Below are 19604 nucleotides of genomic sequence, written 5' to 3' on the forward strand. Positions count from 1 at the left end.
GGCGCCCATGGCGGCGCGCCCCTTCCACTTCGCTTGGGTCCCCCGGTCAATCGGCTGTGACGGACCGGATTTCGTCCTGGCTGAAGCGCTGCTGCTCTTCCATCACCATCTGCGACAGCTCCCGCTTCAGGCGGTTGAACTCCGGGGCGGAGCCGTCGCGCGGACGGGGCATGTCGACCGGGACGTCACGCTTGATGGTGCCCGGCCGGTAGGTCATCACGATGATGCGGTCGGCCAGATAGATGCTCTCCTCGATGGAGTGGGTGACGAACAGGATGGTCTTGCCGACCTCCTCCCAGATACGCAGCAATTCGTCCTGAAGCGTGCGGCGGGTCAGGGCGTCGAGCGCGCCGAACGGCTCGTCCATCAGCAGGATCGGGCTGTCGAGCGCCAGGACACGGGCGATGGCGACGCGCTGGCGCATGCCGCCCGACAGATCCTTGGGGAAGCGGTTGCGGAAGTCCTGCAGGTGCAGCTTCTGCAGCAGCCACTCCACCCGCTCGGCGATCTCGGCCTTCGACATGCCCTTGATCTCCAGGCCGAAGGCGACGTTCTGCGCCACCGTCATCCAGGGGAACAGGGCATATTCCTGGAACACCATGCCGCGGTCGGGACCGGGTTCGGTGATGGTGCGGCCATCGACGGTGACGCTGCCCTTGGTCGGCGGCTGGAACCCCGCCACCGCGTTCAGCAGCGTGGACTTGCCGCAGCCCGACGGCCCCAGCAGGCAGACGAACTCGCCCTTGCGGATGTCGAGGTCGATGTTCTGCAATGCCACGATCTTCTGCGGACCGACGGAGAAGGTCTTCTCCACCCCACGAACCTGGATTTGGACGGGGGCCGTCTCGGCGACGGGCGCGGTGTCGGCAACGGTCTTCAGCATGGGCGTCATCTCCATCCCCTCCCCATCAATTCTCGAGCCCACGGTGCCAGCGCAGCAGGTGGTTGTTCAGGCGGTTCATGCCGATGTCGATGGCGAGGCCCAGCAGGCCGATGGTGAACATCCCGGCGATGATCTTGTCGGACCACATGAACTCGCGTGCTTCCAGGATGCGGAAGCCGAGGCCGGAGTTGACGGCGATCATCTCCGACACGATCACGACGATGAAGGCGGTGCCGATGCCGATCCGCGCGCCGGCCAGGATGTAGGGCGTGGCGGCCGGCAGGATGACGCGGACGAACATGGTCAGCTTGCCGGCGCCCAGGTTGCGGGCGGCGCGCAGATAGATGCCGTCGACATGGCGCACCCCGGCGATGGTGTTCATCAGCACCGGGAAAAAGGCGCCGATGGCGATCAGGAACACGGCCGGCGCATTGCCCAGCCCGAACCACAGGATGGCCAGCGGGATGTAGGCGATCGGCGGGATCGGCCGCAGCACCTGCATCAGCGGGTCGAACAGCGCATAGATGCGCGGATTGCCGCCCATGGCGAGCCCCAGCGGAAGGGCAAGCCCGGCGCCGACGGCGAAGCCCAGCACCACCCGGTAGAGGCTGGACCAGGCATCGAACAGCATCTCGCCCGACAGCGCCCACAGGATCCAGCTGGACTGCGCCGGATCATAGGCCTCTGTCGGCAGCAGATAGGCCCACCAGCGCTCCACCACCGCGACCGGAGAGGGCAGGACCACCGGGTTGATCAGGCCGGACGTGGACAGGACCTGCCACAGCACGATCACCAGCACGGGAACCAGGGAGCCGCGCAGCATGGCGGCGGGCGAGAAACGGGTCTTGGCTTGGGACATGGGGTGTCCTCCTTCCGAATTGGAAGCGATTGGGTTCGGCTGTCCCGGGTCGGGCAAGTAGCCCTTCTCCCCTTGTGGGAGAAGGGTTGGGATGAGGGGTGCGGCCGGCCGAAGGCCGGAGGGAGTTCAGATTTGCGCCCCCTCACCCCAACCCCTCTCCCGCAAGGGGAGAGGGGCTTGCCCGCCGGACGCGGTGAGGCTCAGTTCGCCTTCACGGTGCCGGCACCGGCATCAGCGGTCTTGGCCGCCTTCGCCTTTTCCAGCAGGTCCAGCTTCACCCACTCGGCTGCCTTCGGCGGGTTGTCCATGCGGCCGACGCCGAACTTCTGCATCATGTCGGTCGTGACCTGCACATGATGGACCGACAGGTCGTAGCTGTAGGGGGAGTTGCCGATCGCGTCCCGGAAGTCCTGGCTGCTGATCTGGCCCTTGAACATCTGCTCGCGGACATACTTCTCCGCCAGATCGGGGTTGGCGATGAAGGTCGCCGTCGCCTCGACAAAGCAGCGGACCAGCCGCTCGGCGACGTCGCGCTTCTTGTTGTAGAAGTCCTCGGTGATGACCAGCGACCGCACCGGCTCGCCCAGTTCGGTGTCGTAGGGCTTGATCACCTCGACGCCGAAGCCCTTGTTGATGGCCTGGCTCGACTGCGGCTCGGACTGCGACATGGCGTCGATGCTGCCGGCCAGCAGGGCCTGGTTCATGTCGGCGTAGGCCATGTAGACGATCTGCACGTCCTTGCCCGAACGGTCCGACCAGCTCAAGCCATGCTTCGCCAGTTCGGCCAGCAGGATCAGTTCCTGCGCGCCGCCGCGCGGGGTGGCGACCTTCTTGCCCTTCAGGTCGGCGATGGACTTGATGCCGGCGTCCGGCTTGGCGACGATGCGCGCCCCGCCCTTGGCGAAGCCGGCCACGGCGTAGATCGGCACGCCCGAGGCCCGGCCGGCGATTGCGGCGTCCACCGCGCTGGCGGCGACGTCGATCTCGCCGGCGACGATGGCCGGCAGGATGTCGATGCCCTTGGGGAAGACCCGCTCCTCGATCTTCAGGTCGTACTTGCCGGCGATCTCCTTCATGTAGGAAACCGCGCCGTAATGGGCGAATTTCAGGTTGCCGAGTCGGACCAGATCGGCGGCCGACGCGGCCTGGGTGGCGAGTGCGGCGGCGGCGAAGGCGGCGGCGGCAAGCAGGCTCTTCCGAAGCATCGAGTCTCTCCCCTGGGGCTTGGTCCGCGGCCCGTCGCCGCGGTTGCCTCGGAGAAGAGCAAGGGGCATGCCATAGTCAGTTCGCCGCGCAAACAGTTGAAAAGCCTGGACCTAGCCCTTCGGACTAAGCCCCTGGTCGGCGGATTTCCGCCTGCACGCCCGACGGCATCGGCGGATTTCCGCCGATCAGCGATTGGGACGGGGCTGCGGCAGGTCGACGCGCCGGCCGAAAGGCCCGTATGCCGCATACGACAAGTCATCGCAGCGCAACGAAAAAGCGTGTAGAACTTGCTGCACCTGCGAACCAACGCAACCGCCAACCAATAGGGACAAGGAACAATGGCCGAGAGCATGGGAATCGAGACCATCGGCGTCATCGGCGCCGGACAGATGGGCAACGGCATCGCCCAGGTCTGCGCCGTCGCCGGCCTGACGGTGGTGATGACCGACATCTCCGAGGAAGCGGTGCAGCGCGGCCTGTCGACCGTCGGCGGCAGCCTGGACCGACTGGTCAAGAAGGAGAAGATGACGGCCGCCAACCGCGAAGCCGCCGTCGCGCGTATCACCGCCACCACCGACAAGTCGAAGCTGGCGTCCTGCGACCTGGTGATCGAGGCGGCGACCGAGAACGAGGATCTGAAGGTCAAGATCCTGAAGGACCTCTGCGCGACGCTGAAGCCGGAGGCGCTGGTCGCCACCAACACCTCGTCGATCTCCATCACCAAGCTGGCGACGGCCACCGACCGTCCCGACCGCTTCATCGGCCTGCATTTCTTCAACCCGGTGCCGCTGATGGCGCTCCTGGAGATCATCCGCGGCATCCAGACCAGCGACGACACGCATGCCAAGGCGATGGCCTTCGCCAAGCGCGTCGGCAAGTCGCCGATCACCGCCAAGAACAGCCCCGGCTTCGCCGTCAACCGCATCCTCTGCCCGATGATCAACGAGGCGATCTTCGCGCTGCAGGAAGGCATCGCCACGGCCGAGCACATCGACGCCGGCATGAAGGCCGGCTGCAACCACCCGATCGGCCCGCTCGCGCTCGCCGACCTGATCGGTCTGGACACCATGCTGTCGGTGATGGAGGTCTTCTATGAAGGCTTCAACGACCCGAAGTACCGCCCGGCCCCGCTGCTGAAGGAAATGGTCGACGCCGGCTACCTCGGCCGCAAGACCGGCCGCGGGTTCTACGACTACAGCAAGTGAGGTGTGGGGGCGTTAGACCCCCACCTATCCTCCCCCGCTGGGCGGGGGAGGGACTGCCGCCACTCTACCGCACAAGCACTTGCTCCCTCCCCCGCCCAGCGGGGGAGGGTTGGGGTGGGGGTCTAACGACCCCTCACGAAAACTCCCGCACCGTGTGCAGGTGGTTGAGCGGCCCATGGCCGTGGCCCAGCCCCGGCGCACTCAAAATCGCAGTCTCCACGTAACGCCGCGCCCGCGCCACCGCGTCGCGCGTGCCCAGCCCCTGCGCCAGACCGGCGGCGATGGCCGACGACAGGGTGCAGCCGGTGCCATGGGTGTGGGGCGTGTGGACGCGCCGGCCTTCGAAAACCGTCTCGCCCTCTTCCGTCAGAAGCAGGTCGTAGAGGCTGTCGTCCTCCAGGTGTCCGCCCTTCAGCAGCACCGATTTCGGACCGAAGCTCAGCATCAGTTCCGCGGCGCGGCGCATGTCGTCCAGGTCGCGGATCGGCAGGTCGCTCAGCGCCTCCGCCTCCGGCAGGTTGGGCGTCACCACCTCGGCCAGCGGCAGCAGGCGCTTGCGCAGGGTCACGACGGCGTCGGGATCGAGCAGGTGATGGCCGCTCTTGGCGATCATGACGGGATCGAGCACCAGCGGCACGTTGACCGCGCGCGCCTCATACTCCGCCGCCACCGCCTCGATGACGGGGGCGTTGGCGAGCATCCCGATCTTCACCGCGTCGGCGCCGATATCCTCCAGCACCACCTTCATCTGCAGGGCGACGAAGGCCGGATCGACCGGCACCACGCCATAGACGCCGGTGGTGTTCTGCGCCGTCAACGCGGCGATGGCGGTCATCCCATAGGCACCGAGCGCGCTGACCGCCTTGATGTCGGCCTGGATGCCGGCCCCGCCGCCGGAATCCGATCCGGCGACGATCAGTACGCGGCCCTTCACCGAGCCGGTCTTTACCATGCCGGTCTTTTCGGGGCCGGTCTTTTCCGGGCCGCCGGTCATTGCGCGGCCTCCAGGCTGCGGGCGGCGCTGGCGCGGATAGCGTCGGCGATGTCGCCGACGACGCCATGGACCAGCGCCTCGTCGTCGCCCTCCGCCATCACGCGGATGACCGGCTCGGTGCCGGACTTGCGGATCAGGATGCGGCCGCTCGACGCCAGCCGCGCCTCGCCTTCCCTGATCGCCTGCTGGACGACGGCATCCTCCAGCGGCTTTGTTCCGGCGGCGAAACGGACATTGGTCAGCTTCTGCGGCACCGGATCGAACACCCGGCAGACCTCGCTGGCAGACCGGCCCTCGGCCTGGATCAGCACCGCCAAAACCTGAAGCGCGGCGATCAGCCCGTCGCCGGTGGTGGAATAGTCGGACAGCACGACATGGCCCGACTGCTCGCCACCGACATTGTAGCCGCGCTCGCGCATCATCTCGACGACATAGCGGTCGCCCACGGGGGTGCGGGCTAGATGCAGGCCGAGCCCGCCGAGATGGCGCTCCATGCCCAGGTTGGACATCACGGTGGCGACCACGCCGCCGCCGCGCAGGGTCTGCGACCGCGCCCAGGAGGTGGCGATCAGGCTCATCAGCTGGTCGCCGTCGATCGGGCGCCCGGACTCGTCCACCATGATCAGGCGGTCGGCGTCACCATCCAGCGCGACGCCCAGATGGGCGCCGTGGGCCACCACCTGCTCCTGCAAGGTCTGGGTGGCGGTGGCGCCGCAGCCCTTGTTGATGTTGGTGCCGTCGGGGCTGACGCCGACCGGGATCACGTCGGCCCCCAACTCGTACAGCACCTTGGGCGCGACCTTGTAGGCGGCGCCGTTAGCGCAATCGACGACGATCTTCAGCCCGTCCAGCCGCAGCCCGCGCGGGAAGGTGTTCTTCACATATTCGATGTAGCGGCCGGTGGCGTCCTCCATACGGCTGGCGCGGCCGAGATCGGCGGGGCGGGCGAGGTCGGGGGCGAAGGGCAGCGCCATGCGCCGCTCGATCGCCGCCTCGACCTCGTCCGACAGCTTGTAGCCGTCGGGGCCGAACAGCTTGATGCCGTTGTCCTGATAGGGGTTGTGCGAGGCGGAGATCACCACGCCCATGTCGGCGCGCAAGGACCGGGTCAGCATGGCGACCGCCGGGGTCGGCAGCGGCCCGACCAGCACCACATCCATCCCCATGGAGATGAATCCGGCGGTCAGCGCCGGTTCCAGCAGATAACCGGACAGGCGGGTGTCCTTGCCGATCACCACCCGGTGCCGATGGTCGCCGCGGCGGAACTGCAGCGCGGTCGCCATCGCCACGCGCAGGGCCGTTTCGGCGGTCATCGGGTCGATGTTGGCGGTGCCACGGATGCCGTCGGTGCCGAACAGGTGTCGCGTCATGAAAACCTCGTGCAGGAACCGTCTTCAGGCCCGGATGTCGGGGTTCGGGGCCGGAAGCGCAAGCGAAGGATGTTTCTTCGCGCGGCAGCCCGGCCGGGTCAAGCTCCCTTAGGCGGCTGCGCGAAAGGGTTACAGCTTACCCTTGCCGAAGATGCAGCGCCTCCCAGACGGCGCGGGCCTGCGCGGTTTCAGCGACATCGTGGACCCGCAGGATCTGCGCGCCCTGGTTCAGCGTCTCCAGCCCGGCGGCGAGCGAACCGGCCAGCCGCTCCTTCGGCGGCTCCTCCCGAGACAGCCGGCCGATGAAACCTTTGCGCGACAGACCGATCAGCACCGTGCAGCCAAGCGCATGGTACAGCGCGGTGTGGCGCAGGATCTCCATATTGTGCTCGGTCCTCTTGCCGAAGCCGATGCCGGGATCGACGGCGATGCGCTCCGCCGGCACACCAGCCGCGACACAGAGGGCGACCCGTTCCTCCAGCCAGTCGAACACGTCGAGCGCCGCGTCGCGGTAGGTCGGATTGGCCTGCATGGTGCCGGGATCGCCCTGCATGTGCATCACCACCACCGGCATCGCGGTTCGCGAGACGACCGGCAGGGCCTGCGGATCGGACAGCCCGGCGATGTCATTGACGATGCGGGCACCGGCCGCGGCGGCGGAGGCCATCACGCTGGCGTGGCGGGTGTCGACCGAGACGGTCGCCCCCTTTTCGGCGAAATGGCGGATGACCGGCAGGACGCGCCGCTCCTCCTCCTCCGGCGGGACGGGAGCGGCGCCGGGACGGGTGGATTCGCCCCCGATGTCCAGGATGTCGGCGCCGGCCGCCAGCATCGCCTCGCCATGGGCGATGGCGGCGGAGGGGTCGAGGAAGTCGCCGCCGTCGGAGAAGCTGTCCGGCGTCACGTTGACGATGCCCATGATCAGCGGCCGGTCGAGCGCCAGCCCGGCGAAGGGCGCCCGCGCCCGGGTCAGCGCGCCCAGTTGGCGGTCCAGCGCCTCCGCCACGGCGCGCGACCGCTCCCAGCCCCAGGCCATGATCTCCGACAGCGGCGCGAAGGCGCGGTCGATGCGGGCCGCCTGGTCGCGGACGATCAGTTCGGCGGTCGAGAAGGCGAAGCGCCCGCCGGCCAGCGGCACCGCGGCCCCCTTGGCCCAGGCGGCGATCGGCATCAACCCGACCGGCCGCAGATAGACCCGCACCCCCTCCTCCCCTGCCCAGAGGCAGAAGCCGGCGAGCGACCCGGCGGCGGATTTGGGAGCGGCTTTGGCGGCGGGCTTGGCGGAGAGCGGCGGCATCGGGGTCCCCCATCACGTCACGGTCTGGCGATACCGTTCCTGGCACGCAGCCGGCGGGATGGCAAGGGGGTGGTGGGTACGCGATACTTGACGATCCTCGCCATGCATCCCCCTCACCCTAACCCTCTCCCCGGGGGGGAGAGGGGATGATGCGGCCCTTCAGCTTCAGCACATAGGTGATGACCTCCGCCACCGCCTGATAGTGCTGGAGCGGGATGGCGGCGTCCACCTCGGCCGAGGCATGGAGGGCGCGGGCCAGCGGCGGGTTCTCGACGACGGGGATGCCGTGCTCCTGGGCCAGCGCGCGGATGCGCAACGCGATCAGGTCGGCGCCCTTAGCGAGGCAGATCGGGGCGGCGGTGCGGCCGCGCTCGTATTCCAGGGCTACGGCGAAATGGGTGGGGTTGGTGATGACCACCGTGGCGCGCGGGACATTCGCCATCATCCGCTTCTTCGACCGCGAGCGGCGGATGTCGCGCAGGCGGGCCTTGGCGTGGGGATCGCCCTCGATCTGCTTGAACTCGTCCTTGATCTCCTGGTGGCTCATGCGCAGGCGGCGGCGCCATTCCAGGCGGTTCCACAGCACGTCCACCGCCGCCATCAGGACGGTCGCCAGCAGGACCGCCAGCAGCAGCCGCAAGGTCACGTCCCGCAGCAGCACGGGCAATCCGGCGACGTCCATGCCCACAGTATCCTCCGTCCATGCGATGTAGGGCGCCAGCGCGTACCAGGCCGCAGCGCTGATGATGGCGAGCTTGACCAAGCTCTTGGCGAATTCGACCAGCGCCGGCCGCCCGGCCATCCGCTTCCAGCCCGAGGCCGGCGACAGGTGCGACCATTTCGGCCGGATGCGGTCGGAGGCGACGAGAAAGGGCCCCTGCCCCAGCGCCGAAACCACCACCCCGCCCAGCAGGATGCCCAGCACCGGCAGCAGGGCCACAGCGGCGCCGACGATCAGCCAATGCAGGCTGTGGATGACGTCGATCGCGCTGCCGTCGATGCGGATGTCATCGGGATTCTCGATCAGCGGCAGCAGCAGGCCCGACAGCTGCGACGACACGCCGGGCGCCGCCATCAGCACGATCATCCAGGCCGCCACCATCGCGGACAGCAGGCCGACGTCGCGGGCACGGGGGACGTCGCCCTTCTCCGCCGCCTCGCGCAGGCGTTTCTCTGTCGGTTCCTCTGTCTTCTGCTCGTCGTCCTGCTCCGCCATGGCTCAGGACCCCGAAAGCCAGCCGCCTAGCGCGGCGACGAAGGCGGTCAGCATCGCGCCGGCGGTCGCCATGAACAGGCCCATGCCCACCATCAGCACGCCCGGCGTCGCGACGAAATAGACGGGCATCGCCGGCATGACCCGGTTGACCAGCCCCAGCGCCACATTCATCACCAGCCCATAGAGGATGAAGGGCGCCGCCAGCCCCACCCCCAGCCGGAAGGTGGTCGCCAGCAGCTCGGCGAAGCGCTGGGCGACCATGCCGAGGTCCGGGAACACCCCCGCCGGCCAGGATCCGTAGGAGCGCGCCAAGGCGCCGATCATCAGGTAATGCACGTCCGATGCGAACAGCAGCGCCAGCCCGCCGATCAGCAGCACGCCCGACAGCACCGATCCGCCCTCGAACCCCGCCGCCTCCATGGAAAACGGGTTGCTGAGCCCCACCACCTGCGCCACCAGCGCGCCGGTGGTCTGCAATGCGGCCATGAACAGCCGTGCGCCGATTCCGAGATAGGCACCGACCAGCGATTCCCCAGCCAGTGCGCGCAGCATCTCCACCGGCTGGTCCGGCATGCGCTCCGGCAGGCCGTCTACTCCCGGCAGCAGCACTAGCGTGACGATGATCGCCAACGCCGCCCGAATCCGCATCGGCACCGCCGCCTCGCCGAAGCCCGGCAGCAGCCCTATGGCCGCCGCCACCCGCGCCAGCACGAGGAGCCCGCGGTAGATCTCCAGGGTGAGGAACTGGCTCAGGGCGTCCATCCGCGCCTACACCTGATCGATGGTCTTGAGCGACGCCTTGCGGTGCAGCTCGGCATGGCTCAGCACCGGCGTCATCGGGCTGACGCGCTCAAGCAGCGACCGCACGAAGGGCCGCACCTCCGCCCCCACCAGCAGGGCGGGCCAGATCTGCGAGGTGGCGTGCTTCTGGATCTTCAGCCGCACGGCCGTCAGGAATTCCTGCACCTGGCTGGGCGGCATGACGAAGCGGCGGTCGTCGCCCTCCACCACGATGTGGTCGAGCAGGGCCTGCTCCCAGCGCGGGCTGAGCGCGATCACCGACACGAAGCCGTCCGGCCCGGCCAGCCCCTGGTGGATCTGCTGGCCCAGCCGCATGCGCACATGTTCGGTGATCAGCGTGATGTGGCGGGTCCAGCCGACCGCCTCCGCCACCGCCTCGACGATGGCCGGCAGGTTGCGGATCGACACCCGCTCCGACAACAGTTGCTGCAGCACGCGCTGGAGCACGACCAGCGAGATCTGGCTCGGCACCATGTCGTTGATCAGCTTCTGGTACTCGCGCCCCAGCCCGTCGATCAGCTTCTGCAAGGCGGCGAAGGTCAGCAGGGTGGACAGATTGTCCTTGATGACCTCGGTCAGGTGGGTGGTGATGACGCTTTCGGGGTCGACCACCGTATACCCCTTCGCCACCGCCTCCTCATGGCGGGAGGGGTCGATCCACTTGGCCTGCAGGCCGAAGGTCGGCTCGCGCGTGGGATCGCCGGCGATGTCCGGCACGGCGCCGCCGGTGGGGTCGATGGCCAGCAGATGCTTAGGCCGCACCTCCCCCTTCGCGGCCTCCACCCCCATGATGCTGATGACGTAGCTCTTGGGCGGCAGGAAGCTGGAATCCTTGATGCGCACCGATGGCAGGACGAAGCCGAACTCGGTGGCAAAGCGCTTGCGCAGCGTCTTCACCTTGGTGGTCAGCGGGCCGTTCTTGTTCAGGATCAGCGGGACGAGGTGGTTGCCGACCTCCACCTTCACCTCGTCCACCTTCAGCATGTCCTCCACCGCCTCCTCCGGTGCGGCGGGCGGCGCCTTGCGGCTCTCCTCCAGCTTGGCGAGCGCCGCGGCGCGGGCCTTGCGGCGCGGCGCGTACCAGCCAAGCACCGCGAAGGCCGCCCCAATGGCGAGGAAGGGCGCCATCGGCAGGCCGGGCGTCACCGCCAGCGCCACCAGCAGGCCCGACGCCACCATCAGCGCCTTCGGATAGGCGCCGAGCTGGTCGATCACCGCCTTTTCGGCGGAGCCGATGTTGCCGCCCTTGGTCACCAGAAGGCCGGCGGCCAGCGACACCACCAGCGCCGGGATCTGCGTCGCCAGACCGTCGCCCACCGTCAGCGTGGTGTAGATGGAGGCGGCGTGCTCGAAGCTCATCCCCTTCTGGGCGATGCCGATGGCCATGCCGCCGAGAACGTTGATGACGGTGATGACCAGCCCGGCCACCGCATCGCCGCGCACGAATTTCGAGGCGCCGTCCATGGCGCCGTAGAAGGTGCTTTCGTCCTCCAGCTCCTTGCGGCGGCGCCGCGCCTCGACCTCGTCGATCATGCCGGCGGAGAGATCCGCGTCGATCGCCATCTGCTTGCCGGGAATGGCGTCCAGCGTGAAGCGGGCGCCGACCTCGGCGATGCGGGTGGCGCCCTTGGTGATGACCACGAAGTTGATCACCACCAGGATGCAGAAAATCACCACGCCGATGACGAAGTTGCCGCCCATCACGAACTGGCTGAAGCCCTGGATGACGTGGCCGGCGGCGGCGTGGCCGTTGTGCCCCTCGCTGAGGATCAGGCGGGTGGACGCGATGTTCAGCGCCAGCCGCAGCATCGTCACCACCAGCAGCACGGTGGGGAAGGAGGAAAAATCCAGCGGCCGCGGGATCCACAGGGACACCATCAGCACCAGCACCGCGACCGAGAAGGACAGCGCCAGCCCGAGATCGAGGAACCAGGACGGCACCGGCAGGAACAGCACCGCCAGCACCAGCAGGATGCCGACCGCGAACAGCACGTCGCGGTTCGCCAGCCCGATGTCGCCGATCAGGCTGAACCGGCTGCGGACGTGATCCGTGAAGGTCATGGGGTCCCGACAGGTTTGTGGAGGAAGGGCGTTCCGGCAACGATAGGGGGGTGCGGTAAAACCGGGATTTAAACGGCCGCGGGTATTCCTGCCGCCGCTGTACCGCCGGTCATTGGTTCGGCAGCAGCGGCCGGGCCCGGCCGTCGGCGAACAGGCCGGACAGGAAGCTCAGCCGGCCGCGCTCCGCCGGGGTAAAGTCGGTGCTGCCGCCGCCCGGCCCCGCGGCCAGCGTCTGCAAATAGCCGAGCGCGCCGGCAACCCAGCGCAGGTTGCCGCTCACCCGCTGGCGATAGGCCTCGCCGCGCTCGGACTGGGACGAGTGGTAGCGGGCGATGGCCGTCTCCAGCGAACCATGGTCGCGCCGCAGCGCCGACAGGAAGGACGCGGCATAGCGGGCGTTGGCGACCGGATCGAAGGCGGTGACGAGGTCGGGAAAGGCATTGGGGTGCCAGCGCAGATTGACCTGCAGGCAGCCGACGTCGATGGACTGCACGCCACGGGCCTGGGTTTCCCGCACGAAGGCGATGGCATCGTCGCGCGTCGGGAAATAGTGGGACCGCCCCTCGGTGTTGACGGTCCAGGGCCAGGCGGTGAACAGCCGGTCTTCCGTCCGCCGCCCGGATTCGGTGAAGCCCATCGCCAGCAGCAGATGGTCGGTGATGCCCGCCGCCTTCTCCGCATCCAGGATCGCGGCGATGCACTGCGCTTCCGGCGGCAGGGCCTTGCGTGGAGGCTGGGGCGACGGCTGGGCCGGCAGCTTCGGCGCGGCATAGAGCGCGGTGCTCCACACCCCGATCTGCGAGATGTTGGCCGGCGGCGCCGCCGCACCGCCGGCCGGGCTTACGAGCAGCCCGAGAAGGGGGATGGCCGCTCGCAACAGGGGGCGCCGCATCGCCAGCAGCGTCAGTCTATGGCGACGATGAGGTCGCTCAGCCGGTCGGCGTAGGTGGCGAGCGCGCCATACATGAAAGGCAGCGCCAGCACCGTCACCACCAGGATCGCGACGATCTTCGGCACGAAGGTCAGCGTCATCTCCTGCACCTGGGTCAGCGCCTGCACCAGCGAGATCGTCACGCCCACCACCACCGCGACGATCAGCGGCGGCGCGGCGATCAGCAGCGTCGTCCAGATGCCGCTGCGCAGCACCTCCAGCACGTCGGCCTGGTTCATGGTGGGTCCTTGGCTGTAGAAATGCTTTTGAATGGAGACGTTAGCCCCCCACCTAACCTCCCCCGCTGGGCGGGGGAGGGACTGCCGCCACTTTTCTGAACAAGTGCGTGTCCCCTCCCCCGCCCAGCTCTCGCACAAAGCTCCGCTTTGTGCTGACGCGGCAGGCGGACCGTAGGTCCGCTGAGAGCGGGGGAGGGTTAGGGTGGGGGCAAGTGCGAGGACTCAAACCGCGATCCGCATGATCTCCTGATACGCCTGCACCATCTTGTCGCGGATGGCGACGACGCTCTGCACCGTCATCTCCGCGGCCAGCACCGAACGCACGACATCCTGCGCGCTCGCCTTTCCCGACACGGCGGCGAGCGAGACGCGCTCGCTCTCCTTCAGCGTGTCGACCGCCTGCGAGATCGACTTGTCGAGGAAACCGCCGAAATCGCTTTCGGCACTGGCCGCCACCGCATCGGTCTGACCGGTGGCGGACAGCGGCGAGGTCGCAGCCTGGGTTTCGGCGAGGCCGGCGACGAAGGGGCTGCGGTTGGCGGCGTAGGCGGCGGCGACGCGGCCGACGGACATCTCGATCATGGAACGGCTCCTCAGCTGCGCAGCAGGTCGACGACGCGGGTCATCATCGCGCGCGATTGTTCGATGACGTTCATGCTGGCCTCGAAAGCGCGGCCGGCCTCGCGCATGTCCATCATCTCGACCAGCGGCTGGACGTTGGGCTTCTTGACATAGCCCTTGTCGTCGGCCGCCGGATGCGAGGGATCGTAGGCGAGTTGGAAGTCGCTGCGGTCGCGGCCGATCTGCTTGACCTGCACCAACTCCGCCCCCACGCCGCGATCCATCACGCTGTCGAAGGACACCGTCTTGCGGCGGTAGGGATCGCCGCCCTTGGTGGTGGCGGTGGAATCGGCGTTGGCGAGGTTTTCGGCCACCACGCGCAGCCGGGTCGATTGCGCCTGAAGGCCGGCACCGGCGATCTTCAGCGTGGTGCCGAGGACATCGTTCATCATGGCTCGTCTCCGTCTCGAATACCGTCAGCCATTTCTCCAGGCCATGCGCAGCATCTGCACATTGCGCTGGAACAGGCTGGTGGTCAGCGCGAAGGCGTCGCGGGTCTCGCTGCCCTTGATCATCTCCTGCTCCAGCGACACCGCGTTGCCGGAGGGCGTCGTTTCCCACAGGCCGGCCTTGCCCGCCTCGCGGAAGCCGGCGGTGGAGCGGGTGCTCGCCAGATGAAGGCCGGAGGTGCGTGCGGTCTCCACCGGCCGGATACCCTCCATCACGCTGTCGAAGGATTTCAGGTCGCGCGCCTGGTAGTCGGGCGTGTTGGCGTTCACGACATTCTCGGCGACCAGCTTCTGCCGCTGCGCCAGATAGTCCAAGCGCGTGCCGGCAAGCTGGAAGAAACCGATTTTACTCAAATCCATTGCGACCTCGTTCCACCACATCTCTCCGGAACACGAGGCGGACGATGAACCCGCCCGTTTAAAACCGGATTTAAATTCCCTCCTCTAGGCTACCCCCATCGACTGAGATGATGGAGACAGCGCCGATGCCGGCACTCGCCACCCTGGCAGCGGAACTCGAACGGCTGCCGACGCGCCACTGGCGCGGGGAGATCCGCTCCGCCGCCGGCATGACGCTGGAGGTCGACGGGCTGCAGCGCGTGCTGTCGGTCGGCGACAAATGCCATGCGGAAACCGTGCGCGGCGGCCGCGTGCTGTGCGAGACCATCGGGTTCCGCAACGGCCGCTCGCTGCTGATGGCCTTCGACAATCTGGACGGCGTGGCGGAAGGCTGCGCCGCCGTCACTGACGACACCGCCTTCACGCTCCGCCCCGGTCCCGGCTGGCTCGGCCGGGTGGTGAATGCGCTGGGCGAGCCCATCGACGGCAAGGGTCCCCTGGTCAATGGCGAGCACCCGCGGGCCCTGCGCCAGCCGCCGCCGGCCGCCTGCGCCCGGCGCCGGGTGGGGAAGCGGATCGACAGCGGCATCCGGGTGATCGACAGCTTCGTGCCGCTCTGCCGCGGCCAGCGGCTGGGCGTCTTCGCCGGGTCCGGCGTCGGCAAATCGACCCTGCTGGCAATGGTCGCCCGCCATGCCGAGGCCGACGCCATCGTCATCGGCCTGATCGGCGAGCGCGGGCGCGAGGTGCGCGAGTTCATCCAGGACGATCTGGGACCGGAAGGGCTGGCGCGCTCCGTCGTCATCGTCGCCACCTCCGACGAGCCCCCGCTGATGCGCCGGCAGGCCGCCCTGCTCTGCATGACGGTGGCGGAGGAGATGCGGGATCAGGGGAAACACGTCCTCTGCCTGATGGACAGCGTCACCCGCTTCGCCATGGCCCAGCGCGAGATCGGGCTGGCCGCCGGCGAGCCGCCGACCGCCAAGAGCTATCCGCCCAGCGTCTTCGCCGAGCTGCCCCGCCTGCTGGAACGTGCCGGTCCCGGCCCGGAAGGAGGTGGAGAGGGCGACATCACCGCCATCTTCACCGTTCTGGTCGACGGCGACGACCATGACGAGCCCATCGCCGACGCGGTGCGCGGTATCCTCGACGGGCATCTGGTTCTCGACCGCAGGATCGCCGAGCAGGGGCGCTATCCCGCCGTCAACCTGCTGCGCAGCGTGTCGCGCACCCTGCCCGGCTGCCACGACGCGCGAGAGAACCGCATCGTCGGCCGCGCCCGCGCGCTGGCCGCCACCTATGACGGCATGAAGGAGATGATCCGGCTCGGCGCCTACAAGCGCGGCACCGATCCGGAGACCGACGCCGCCATCGACCTGCACCCGCGGCTGGAGGAATTCCTGCGCCAGGGCAAGGACGACCCCTCGCCATCCGCCGACAGCTTCGCGCATCTGGACGCGCTGCTCGCCGCCATCGGAGACCAATCATGAGCGTCAACACCCCGCCCGCCGACAGGAGGCTGGCAGCCCAGGCCGTCACTCCGCCCACGGCACAGCCTGCCCGCAAGGAAAAGGCGGAAAGCCCGGACGACAAGATGAGCCTCGGCTTCGACGATCTGGTGGATGCGGTCAACCCGCTGCAGCAGTTGCCGGTGGTGTCGTCGGTCTATCGCGAGGCGACGGGGGAGAGCATCTCGATCCCCGCCCGGCTGGCCGGCGGCTTCCTGTTCGGCGGCCTGCCCGGCCTGATCGGCAGCGCCGCCATGGTGGCGTTCGAAGAGGTCACGGGGGACACGGTGCTGGGCCATATCGGCGGCTTGCTGGAGGATGAGGCCGGCACCGCCGTGGCGGACGGCAAGGCCGATGGCGGAGCCGGAGCGCTGCCCTGGATGAACGCCGGGTCCGGCGAGGGCGCGGATCCGGCCCTGCCCTCCCCCCAGGCGCTGGCCGAGGCGCTGCGGCGCAAGTCTCCGGCCACGGAAACCGCGATGACGGCGCTCGCCGTCCCGGCCGCCGACCGCCCGGCGCCGCAGTTGCTGGCGAAGCTCTACAGCCTGGAAGCGACCGCCAACGCCGACGCGCCGGGCGTGGTCCGCAAGGCGGGGTGACTCTCCCTCTCCCCCCCGGGGAGAGGGTCGGGGTGAGGGGGATGCAAGGCGTGGATGTTGGGATGCGCGACGCGCTGCTCTCTAGAAAAGTTCTTTCGACGCGTCCCCCTCACCCTAACCCTCTCCCCGGGGGGGAGAGGGGATTCTCCCCGGTACCGAAACAGCTCCTGAAAAGCAGCCTGACACCCTGGAGCGGCGATGCGCAGGCATGCTACGATTCCCGCCGGATTCCAATCGTGGGTGGCCAGGTGGCGGAGGACGGAGACAGTGGCAGCAAGAGCGACAACGCCGGCACCCCACGCAGCCGGCGCTGGCTCTGGCTGCTGATCGGCCATTCCGCGGTCGGTCTCGCCACGGCCGGCGCGGTCCTGCCGGTTCTGCCCACGGTTCCTTTTCTACTTGTGGCCGGCTGGGCCTATGCCCGCAGCAATCCGGCCCTGCGCGAACGCCTGCGCAACGATCCGCGTTTCGGTCCTGCCGTGCGGAATTGGCAGGACCGCGGCGCCATCCCGGTCAAGGCGAAGGTCTTCGCCATTGCCGGCATGTCGTCCGGATTCACCGTGCTCGCCCTGTCCTCGCCGGGCTATCTGGTGCTGGGCGGCGTCGGGACGGTCATGGTGGCGGCCGGCACCTATGTGGTGTCGCGCCCCACACCCTCAGCCGACGACAAGACCTAAAGCCCGCCCCTCACCCGCCGAGATTGTTGCGCGACGCCTGTTCGATGGTCTTGATGTGGGCGAGGCCGGGCAGGATTTCGGACCGGATGAACTCCAGCCGCCGGACCGGGCCGCCGCCGCGGGCGAAGCGGTGTTTCCACAGGTTCATCTTCACCGCCAGACCGCACAGGACGCCGCCGATGGTCAGGTGGTGGGTGACGATCAGGTCGCGGATGCTGCGGAAGCTCTGCGGGTTGATGTCGCGCCAGAAATCGCGGGAACGGTTGTCGAAGCTCTCGAAACGCCCGGTGATGGAAGTGGCGATGTCGGTCAGGTCGTGGCCGATCTCGTCCAGCATCCGGCCCTGGCGGGTGTCGCGGCGCACCTCGCTGACCTGATAGAGTTCCGCCATCCAGCCGAGGAAGCCCTGCACGTCGGGAACGATGTCGTCCAGGCAGCGCTTGAAATAGGCCAGCGACAGGAAGATGTCGGCGTATTCCTCCAGGAAGGCCGGGATTTCCTGCAGCGGGATGTCGAGCCGGTCGGCCGTCATCTGCAGCCGGCGCCGCGCCTCCTCCACGTCGGGCTGGGCGAACAGGCGGATCAGTTCGTCCATGCTGGCGATTTCGGAGCATTGGATGCCGTAGACATGCTCGATCAGTGGCCGGGTGAAGATGCGCATGTAGCTGGTCAGTTCCGCCCGCTTGGCCTGCGACAGTCGCAGGGCGTCGGAATCATCGACGTCGATGTTGAGCCGGCGCAGCTCCAGCCGCAGGCTGTAGACGTCGAAGCTGGCGGCTTCCGCGATCTGCGCGATCTTGCGCAGGTCGCGGCGGAATTCCGGGTCGTCGATGCCGAAGCATTTGGGCAGCTGGTTGATGCCGATCTGGCCGCTGCCGGTCTGGGCGTCATTGAACAGCTCCGCCACCGTCTCCAGCCGGACATTCTTGATCAGCCGCGCCCGGCGCAGGCCCGGCGTTTCCAGCGGCAGGATCGACAGCGGCAGGATGTGCAGCGCATCGCGCGCCTCATCCTCCTCCGAGGAGGCCGGCGGCTTCAGCCGCACCGCCGCCGCTCCGGTGGTGGCCGGCGGCCGGATGCGGTCCCGTCCCGGTCTGTCCTGTGGGGTGCCGGCTGGCGGCAAGGCTGGGTTCTCCCCTCTGCCGAGCCCCCGCGGGCTTATCAGAAGCGCGGGAATCTCATCAGCGTCATGGTGATGGACGGATCGATGGAGATGACCGACGCGCGCCCGCTGCGGGAGATCGGTCCGATCGACGGCATGGCCGCCATGGCGGTGGCACCGCCATTCTGCATGTCGTACATCGCGGCGAATCGGTCGAGGAACTTGGCGACCTTCTGCGGATTCTTCAGGTCCGCGATGTCCATCCGCTTTTCCAGCAGCGCCTTCTGCTTGTCGACGTCCAGCAGCGCCGTCTGCTCCGGCAGGCCGAGCGCGGTGTAGACCACCTTGCGCAGGGCATTGTCGGCCATCACCTGATACCAGTTGTTGATGTTGCCCGACCGCCGCTGGAAATAGAGACCCAGGCGGACCGCCGGGTTGGTGTTCTCGGACTCCACCTCCAGCGTCACGTTGACATAGCGGTCGATGATCGCCCGGACGACGGCAGGCTGCTTCAGGTTGGCGCCGTCATTCTCGGCGAAGCCCAGGATGGTCGCCATCTCCCGGAACTTGGTGTCGCTCATCCGGTTGGCGGTGGAGTATTGGTCGCTGACCCCCTCCTCCAGCACCTTGCGGATCAGGCCGCGCGACTTCGCCTGGCTGCCCAGGTCGAACGCCTCCAGGACGAAGCGATAGAGCTTGTCGTCCTTCATGAAGTCTTCGGTGCTGGAGACCTTGCCGATGTTCTCCTGGAAATAGGAGATGGCCCGCTGCACCGCCGGGCGGCTGCGCACCGCCTGTTCGTAGCGGTCGTGGTTGCGGCTGACGACGCGGAGATCGACGAGGGTGGTCATGCCTTCACCTCCCCGATCCCGGCCCCGATTTCGGCCCCGATCTCGCTGCCGTCGCGCGGAATGGCCGGCTGCTCGTCGGCGGCGTCGGTTTCCGCCCCGTATTTGGCGGGGATGCGCATGATCACCTCCCCCGTCGCGGTGTCGAGCACCTCGGTGTAGAGCCGGCTCGTGCCGGGGTCGAGGTTGACCCGGTAGGGCCGGACGGCATGCTTGGGCTCCGCCTCCGCGGCATCGGTCTTCGCGGTGCGCTCCACCACCTCCGCCGGTTTGGTCGTCTCGGCCTGGGCGGCGCGGAGACGGTCGGCCTGCCGCTGGCGGGCCTCGGCGATGATGTCGGCGCTGGCGGGGGAGCGTTCGCCGCTCGGGCCGGTCACGCCGGCGACGGGGGTGGACATG

The 19604-nt window shown here is 68.3% G+C and carries 21 protein-coding genes; 4 read left to right on the forward strand and 17 right to left on the reverse strand.

Annotated features, from left to right (window positions below; all coding sequences use genetic code 11):
* Positions 1-46: 46 nt before the first annotated feature.
* The 3 genes from ACWPKK_RS28930 to ACWPKK_RS28940 form a co-directional block, all read right to left on the reverse strand.
* Positions 47-883, reverse strand: coding sequence for an ABC transporter ATP-binding protein (locus ACWPKK_RS28930; protein WP_452011410.1), 837 nt, complete (start codon positions 881-883; stop codon positions 47-49).
* 25 nt (positions 884-908) lie between these two features.
* Positions 909-1742 carry an ABC transporter permease gene (locus ACWPKK_RS28935; protein WP_452011413.1) on the reverse strand — a complete coding sequence of 278 codons (834 nt, stop codon included), beginning with the start codon at positions 1740-1742 and terminating at the stop codon, positions 909-911.
* Between the two features lie 200 nt (positions 1743-1942).
* Positions 1943-2947, reverse strand: coding sequence for an ABC transporter substrate-binding protein (locus tag ACWPKK_RS28940; protein ID WP_452011415.1), 1005 nt, complete (start codon positions 2945-2947; stop codon positions 1943-1945).
* A gap of 339 nt (positions 2948-3286) precedes the next feature.
* On the opposite strand from ACWPKK_RS28940, the gene ACWPKK_RS28945 reads away from it, so the two are divergent.
* On the forward strand, positions 3287-4153 hold the full coding sequence (locus ACWPKK_RS28945) for a 3-hydroxybutyryl-CoA dehydrogenase (RefSeq protein ID WP_452011418.1): 867 nt from the start codon (positions 3287-3289) through the stop codon (positions 4151-4153).
* 133 nt (positions 4154-4286) lie between these two features.
* Here ACWPKK_RS28945 and thiD read toward each other — a convergent pair whose 3' ends face one another.
* From thiD to ACWPKK_RS29000, 11 genes are all read right to left on the reverse strand, one after another.
* Entirely contained in the window at positions 4287-5147 is an 861-nt protein-coding gene (gene thiD / locus ACWPKK_RS28950; protein WP_452011420.1) for a bifunctional hydroxymethylpyrimidine kinase/phosphomethylpyrimidine kinase, read from the reverse strand.
* A complete protein-coding gene (gene glmM / locus ACWPKK_RS28955; RefSeq protein WP_452011422.1) occupies positions 5144-6517 on the reverse strand; it encodes a phosphoglucosamine mutase in 1374 nt (457 codons plus the stop codon). The genes thiD and glmM overlap by 4 nt, the downstream gene beginning before the upstream one ends.
* A gap of 136 nt (positions 6518-6653) precedes the next feature.
* Positions 6654-7814: a dihydropteroate synthase gene (gene folP / locus ACWPKK_RS28960; RefSeq protein WP_452011425.1), complete on the reverse strand. Its 1161-nt coding sequence runs from the start codon at positions 7812-7814 to the stop codon at positions 6654-6656.
* Positions 7815-7932: 118 nt separating this feature from the next.
* Positions 7933-9030, reverse strand: a complete 1098-nt coding sequence (flhB, locus tag ACWPKK_RS28965; protein ID WP_452011428.1) for a flagellar biosynthesis protein FlhB — start codon at positions 9028-9030, stop codon at positions 7933-7935.
* A 3-nt stretch (positions 9031-9033) separates the two neighbouring features.
* On the reverse strand, positions 9034-9792 hold the full coding sequence (locus ACWPKK_RS28970; protein WP_452011430.1) for a flagellar biosynthetic protein FliR: 759 nt from the start codon (positions 9790-9792) through the stop codon (positions 9034-9036).
* 6 nt (positions 9793-9798) lie between these two features.
* Complete coding sequence (gene flhA / locus ACWPKK_RS28975; protein WP_452011433.1) at positions 9799-11892, reverse strand: flagellar biosynthesis protein FlhA; 2094 nt, start codon at positions 11890-11892, stop codon at positions 9799-9801.
* A gap of 109 nt (positions 11893-12001) precedes the next feature.
* Entirely contained in the window at positions 12002-12784 is a 783-nt protein-coding gene (locus ACWPKK_RS28980; protein ID WP_452011436.1) for a lytic transglycosylase domain-containing protein, read from the reverse strand.
* 11 nt (positions 12785-12795) lie between these two features.
* On the reverse strand, positions 12796-13062 hold the full coding sequence (gene fliQ / locus ACWPKK_RS28985; protein WP_149228422.1) for a flagellar biosynthesis protein FliQ: 267 nt from the start codon (positions 13060-13062) through the stop codon (positions 12796-12798).
* A 222-nt stretch (positions 13063-13284) separates the two neighbouring features.
* Positions 13285-13644, reverse strand: coding sequence for a flagellar hook-basal body complex protein FliE (locus ACWPKK_RS28990; RefSeq protein WP_452011439.1), 360 nt, complete (start codon positions 13642-13644; stop codon positions 13285-13287).
* 11 nt (positions 13645-13655) lie between these two features.
* Positions 13656-14075: a flagellar basal body rod protein FlgC gene (gene flgC / locus ACWPKK_RS28995; RefSeq protein ID WP_310118678.1), complete on the reverse strand. Its 420-nt coding sequence runs from the start codon at positions 14073-14075 to the stop codon at positions 13656-13658.
* A 24-nt stretch (positions 14076-14099) separates the two neighbouring features.
* Positions 14100-14492 carry a flagellar biosynthesis protein FlgG gene (locus ACWPKK_RS29000; protein WP_452011441.1) on the reverse strand — a complete coding sequence of 131 codons (393 nt, stop codon included), beginning with the start codon at positions 14490-14492 and terminating at the stop codon, positions 14100-14102.
* A 125-nt stretch (positions 14493-14617) separates the two neighbouring features.
* On the opposite strand from ACWPKK_RS29000, the gene fliI reads away from it, so the two are divergent.
* From fliI to ACWPKK_RS29015, 3 genes are all read left to right on the forward strand, one after another.
* Positions 14618-15961 carry a flagellar protein export ATPase FliI gene (fliI, locus tag ACWPKK_RS29005; protein ID WP_452011443.1) on the forward strand — a complete coding sequence of 448 codons (1344 nt, stop codon included), beginning with the start codon at positions 14618-14620 and terminating at the stop codon, positions 15959-15961.
* Entirely contained in the window at positions 15958-16578 is a 621-nt protein-coding gene (locus ACWPKK_RS29010; protein ID WP_452011445.1) for a hypothetical protein, read from the forward strand. Before fliI ends, ACWPKK_RS29010 begins: the two co-directional genes overlap by 4 nt.
* A 236-nt stretch (positions 16579-16814) precedes the next feature.
* Positions 16815-17255, forward strand: coding sequence for a YbaN family protein (locus ACWPKK_RS29015; RefSeq protein WP_452011448.1), 441 nt, complete (start codon positions 16815-16817; stop codon positions 17253-17255).
* A 10-nt stretch (positions 17256-17265) separates the two neighbouring features.
* Here ACWPKK_RS29015 and ACWPKK_RS29020 read toward each other — a convergent pair whose 3' ends face one another.
* Genes ACWPKK_RS29020 through ACWPKK_RS29030 form a run of 3 tightly spaced genes read right to left on the reverse strand, consistent with a single transcriptional unit; the run spans position 17266 to position 19603 of the window.
* Entirely contained in the window at positions 17266-18378 is a 1113-nt protein-coding gene (locus ACWPKK_RS29020; protein ID WP_452011450.1) for a hypothetical protein, read from the reverse strand.
* A gap of 38 nt (positions 18379-18416) precedes the next feature.
* Complete coding sequence (locus tag ACWPKK_RS29025; protein WP_452011453.1) at positions 18417-19208, reverse strand: DUF1217 domain-containing protein; 792 nt, start codon at positions 19206-19208, stop codon at positions 18417-18419.
* Positions 19205-19603, reverse strand: a complete 399-nt coding sequence (locus ACWPKK_RS29030; protein WP_452011455.1) for a hypothetical protein — start codon at positions 19601-19603, stop codon at positions 19205-19207. Before ACWPKK_RS29030 ends, ACWPKK_RS29025 begins: the two co-directional genes overlap by 4 nt.
* Position 19604: the final 1 nt, after the last annotated feature.

It is taken from the genome of Azospirillum largimobile (assembly GCF_977007025.2).

What these genes read in the sequence shown, in the direction of transcription:
- ACWPKK_RS29030 (WP_452011455.1), bottom strand. Translation starts at nt 19,603, where the DNA reads ATGTCCACCCCCGTCGCCGGCGTGACCGGCCCGAGCGGCGAACGCTCC.
- thiD (WP_452011420.1), bottom strand. Translation starts at nt 5,147, where the DNA reads ATGACCGGCGGCCCGGAAAAGACCGGCCCCGAAAAGACCGGCATGGTA.
- ACWPKK_RS28945 (WP_452011418.1), top strand. Translation starts at nt 3,287, where the DNA reads ATGGCCGAGAGCATGGGAATCGAGACCATCGGCGTCATCGGCGCCGGA.
- ACWPKK_RS29010 (WP_452011445.1), top strand. Translation starts at nt 15,958, where the DNA reads ATGAGCGTCAACACCCCGCCCGCCGACAGGAGGCTGGCAGCCCAGGCC.
- ACWPKK_RS29000 (WP_452011441.1), bottom strand. Translation starts at nt 14,492, where the DNA reads ATGGATTTGAGTAAAATCGGTTTCTTCCAGCTTGCCGGCACGCGCTTG.
- ACWPKK_RS28930 (WP_452011410.1), bottom strand. Translation starts at nt 883, where the DNA reads ATGCTGAAGACCGTTGCCGACACCGCGCCCGTCGCCGAGACGGCCCCC.
- ACWPKK_RS28940 (WP_452011415.1), bottom strand. Translation starts at nt 2,947, where the DNA reads ATGCTTCGGAAGAGCCTGCTTGCCGCCGCCGCCTTCGCCGCCGCCGCA.
- flgC (WP_310118678.1), bottom strand. Translation starts at nt 14,075, where the DNA reads ATGATGAACGATGTCCTCGGCACCACGCTGAAGATCGCCGGTGCCGGC.
- ACWPKK_RS28970 (WP_452011430.1), bottom strand. Translation starts at nt 9,792, where the DNA reads ATGGACGCCCTGAGCCAGTTCCTCACCCTGGAGATCTACCGCGGGCTC.
- flhA (WP_452011433.1), bottom strand. Translation starts at nt 11,892, where the DNA reads ATGACCTTCACGGATCACGTCCGCAGCCGGTTCAGCCTGATCGGCGAC.
- flhB (WP_452011428.1), bottom strand. Translation starts at nt 9,030, where the DNA reads ATGGCGGAGCAGGACGACGAGCAGAAGACAGAGGAACCGACAGAGAAA.
- ACWPKK_RS28980 (WP_452011436.1), bottom strand. Translation starts at nt 12,784, where the DNA reads ATGCGGCGCCCCCTGTTGCGAGCGGCCATCCCCCTTCTCGGGCTGCTC.
- ACWPKK_RS29025 (WP_452011453.1), bottom strand. Translation starts at nt 19,208, where the DNA reads ATGACCACCCTCGTCGATCTCCGCGTCGTCAGCCGCAACCACGACCGC.
- ACWPKK_RS28990 (WP_452011439.1), bottom strand. Translation starts at nt 13,644, where the DNA reads ATGATCGAGATGTCCGTCGGCCGCGTCGCCGCCGCCTACGCCGCCAAC.
- glmM (WP_452011422.1), bottom strand. Translation starts at nt 6,517, where the DNA reads ATGACGCGACACCTGTTCGGCACCGACGGCATCCGTGGCACCGCCAAC.
- fliQ (WP_149228422.1), bottom strand. Translation starts at nt 13,062, where the DNA reads ATGAACCAGGCCGACGTGCTGGAGGTGCTGCGCAGCGGCATCTGGACG.
- ACWPKK_RS28935 (WP_452011413.1), bottom strand. Translation starts at nt 1,742, where the DNA reads ATGTCCCAAGCCAAGACCCGTTTCTCGCCCGCCGCCATGCTGCGCGGC.
- fliI (WP_452011443.1), top strand. Translation starts at nt 14,618, where the DNA reads ATGCCGGCACTCGCCACCCTGGCAGCGGAACTCGAACGGCTGCCGACG.
- folP (WP_452011425.1), bottom strand. Translation starts at nt 7,814, where the DNA reads ATGCCGCCGCTCTCCGCCAAGCCCGCCGCCAAAGCCGCTCCCAAATCC.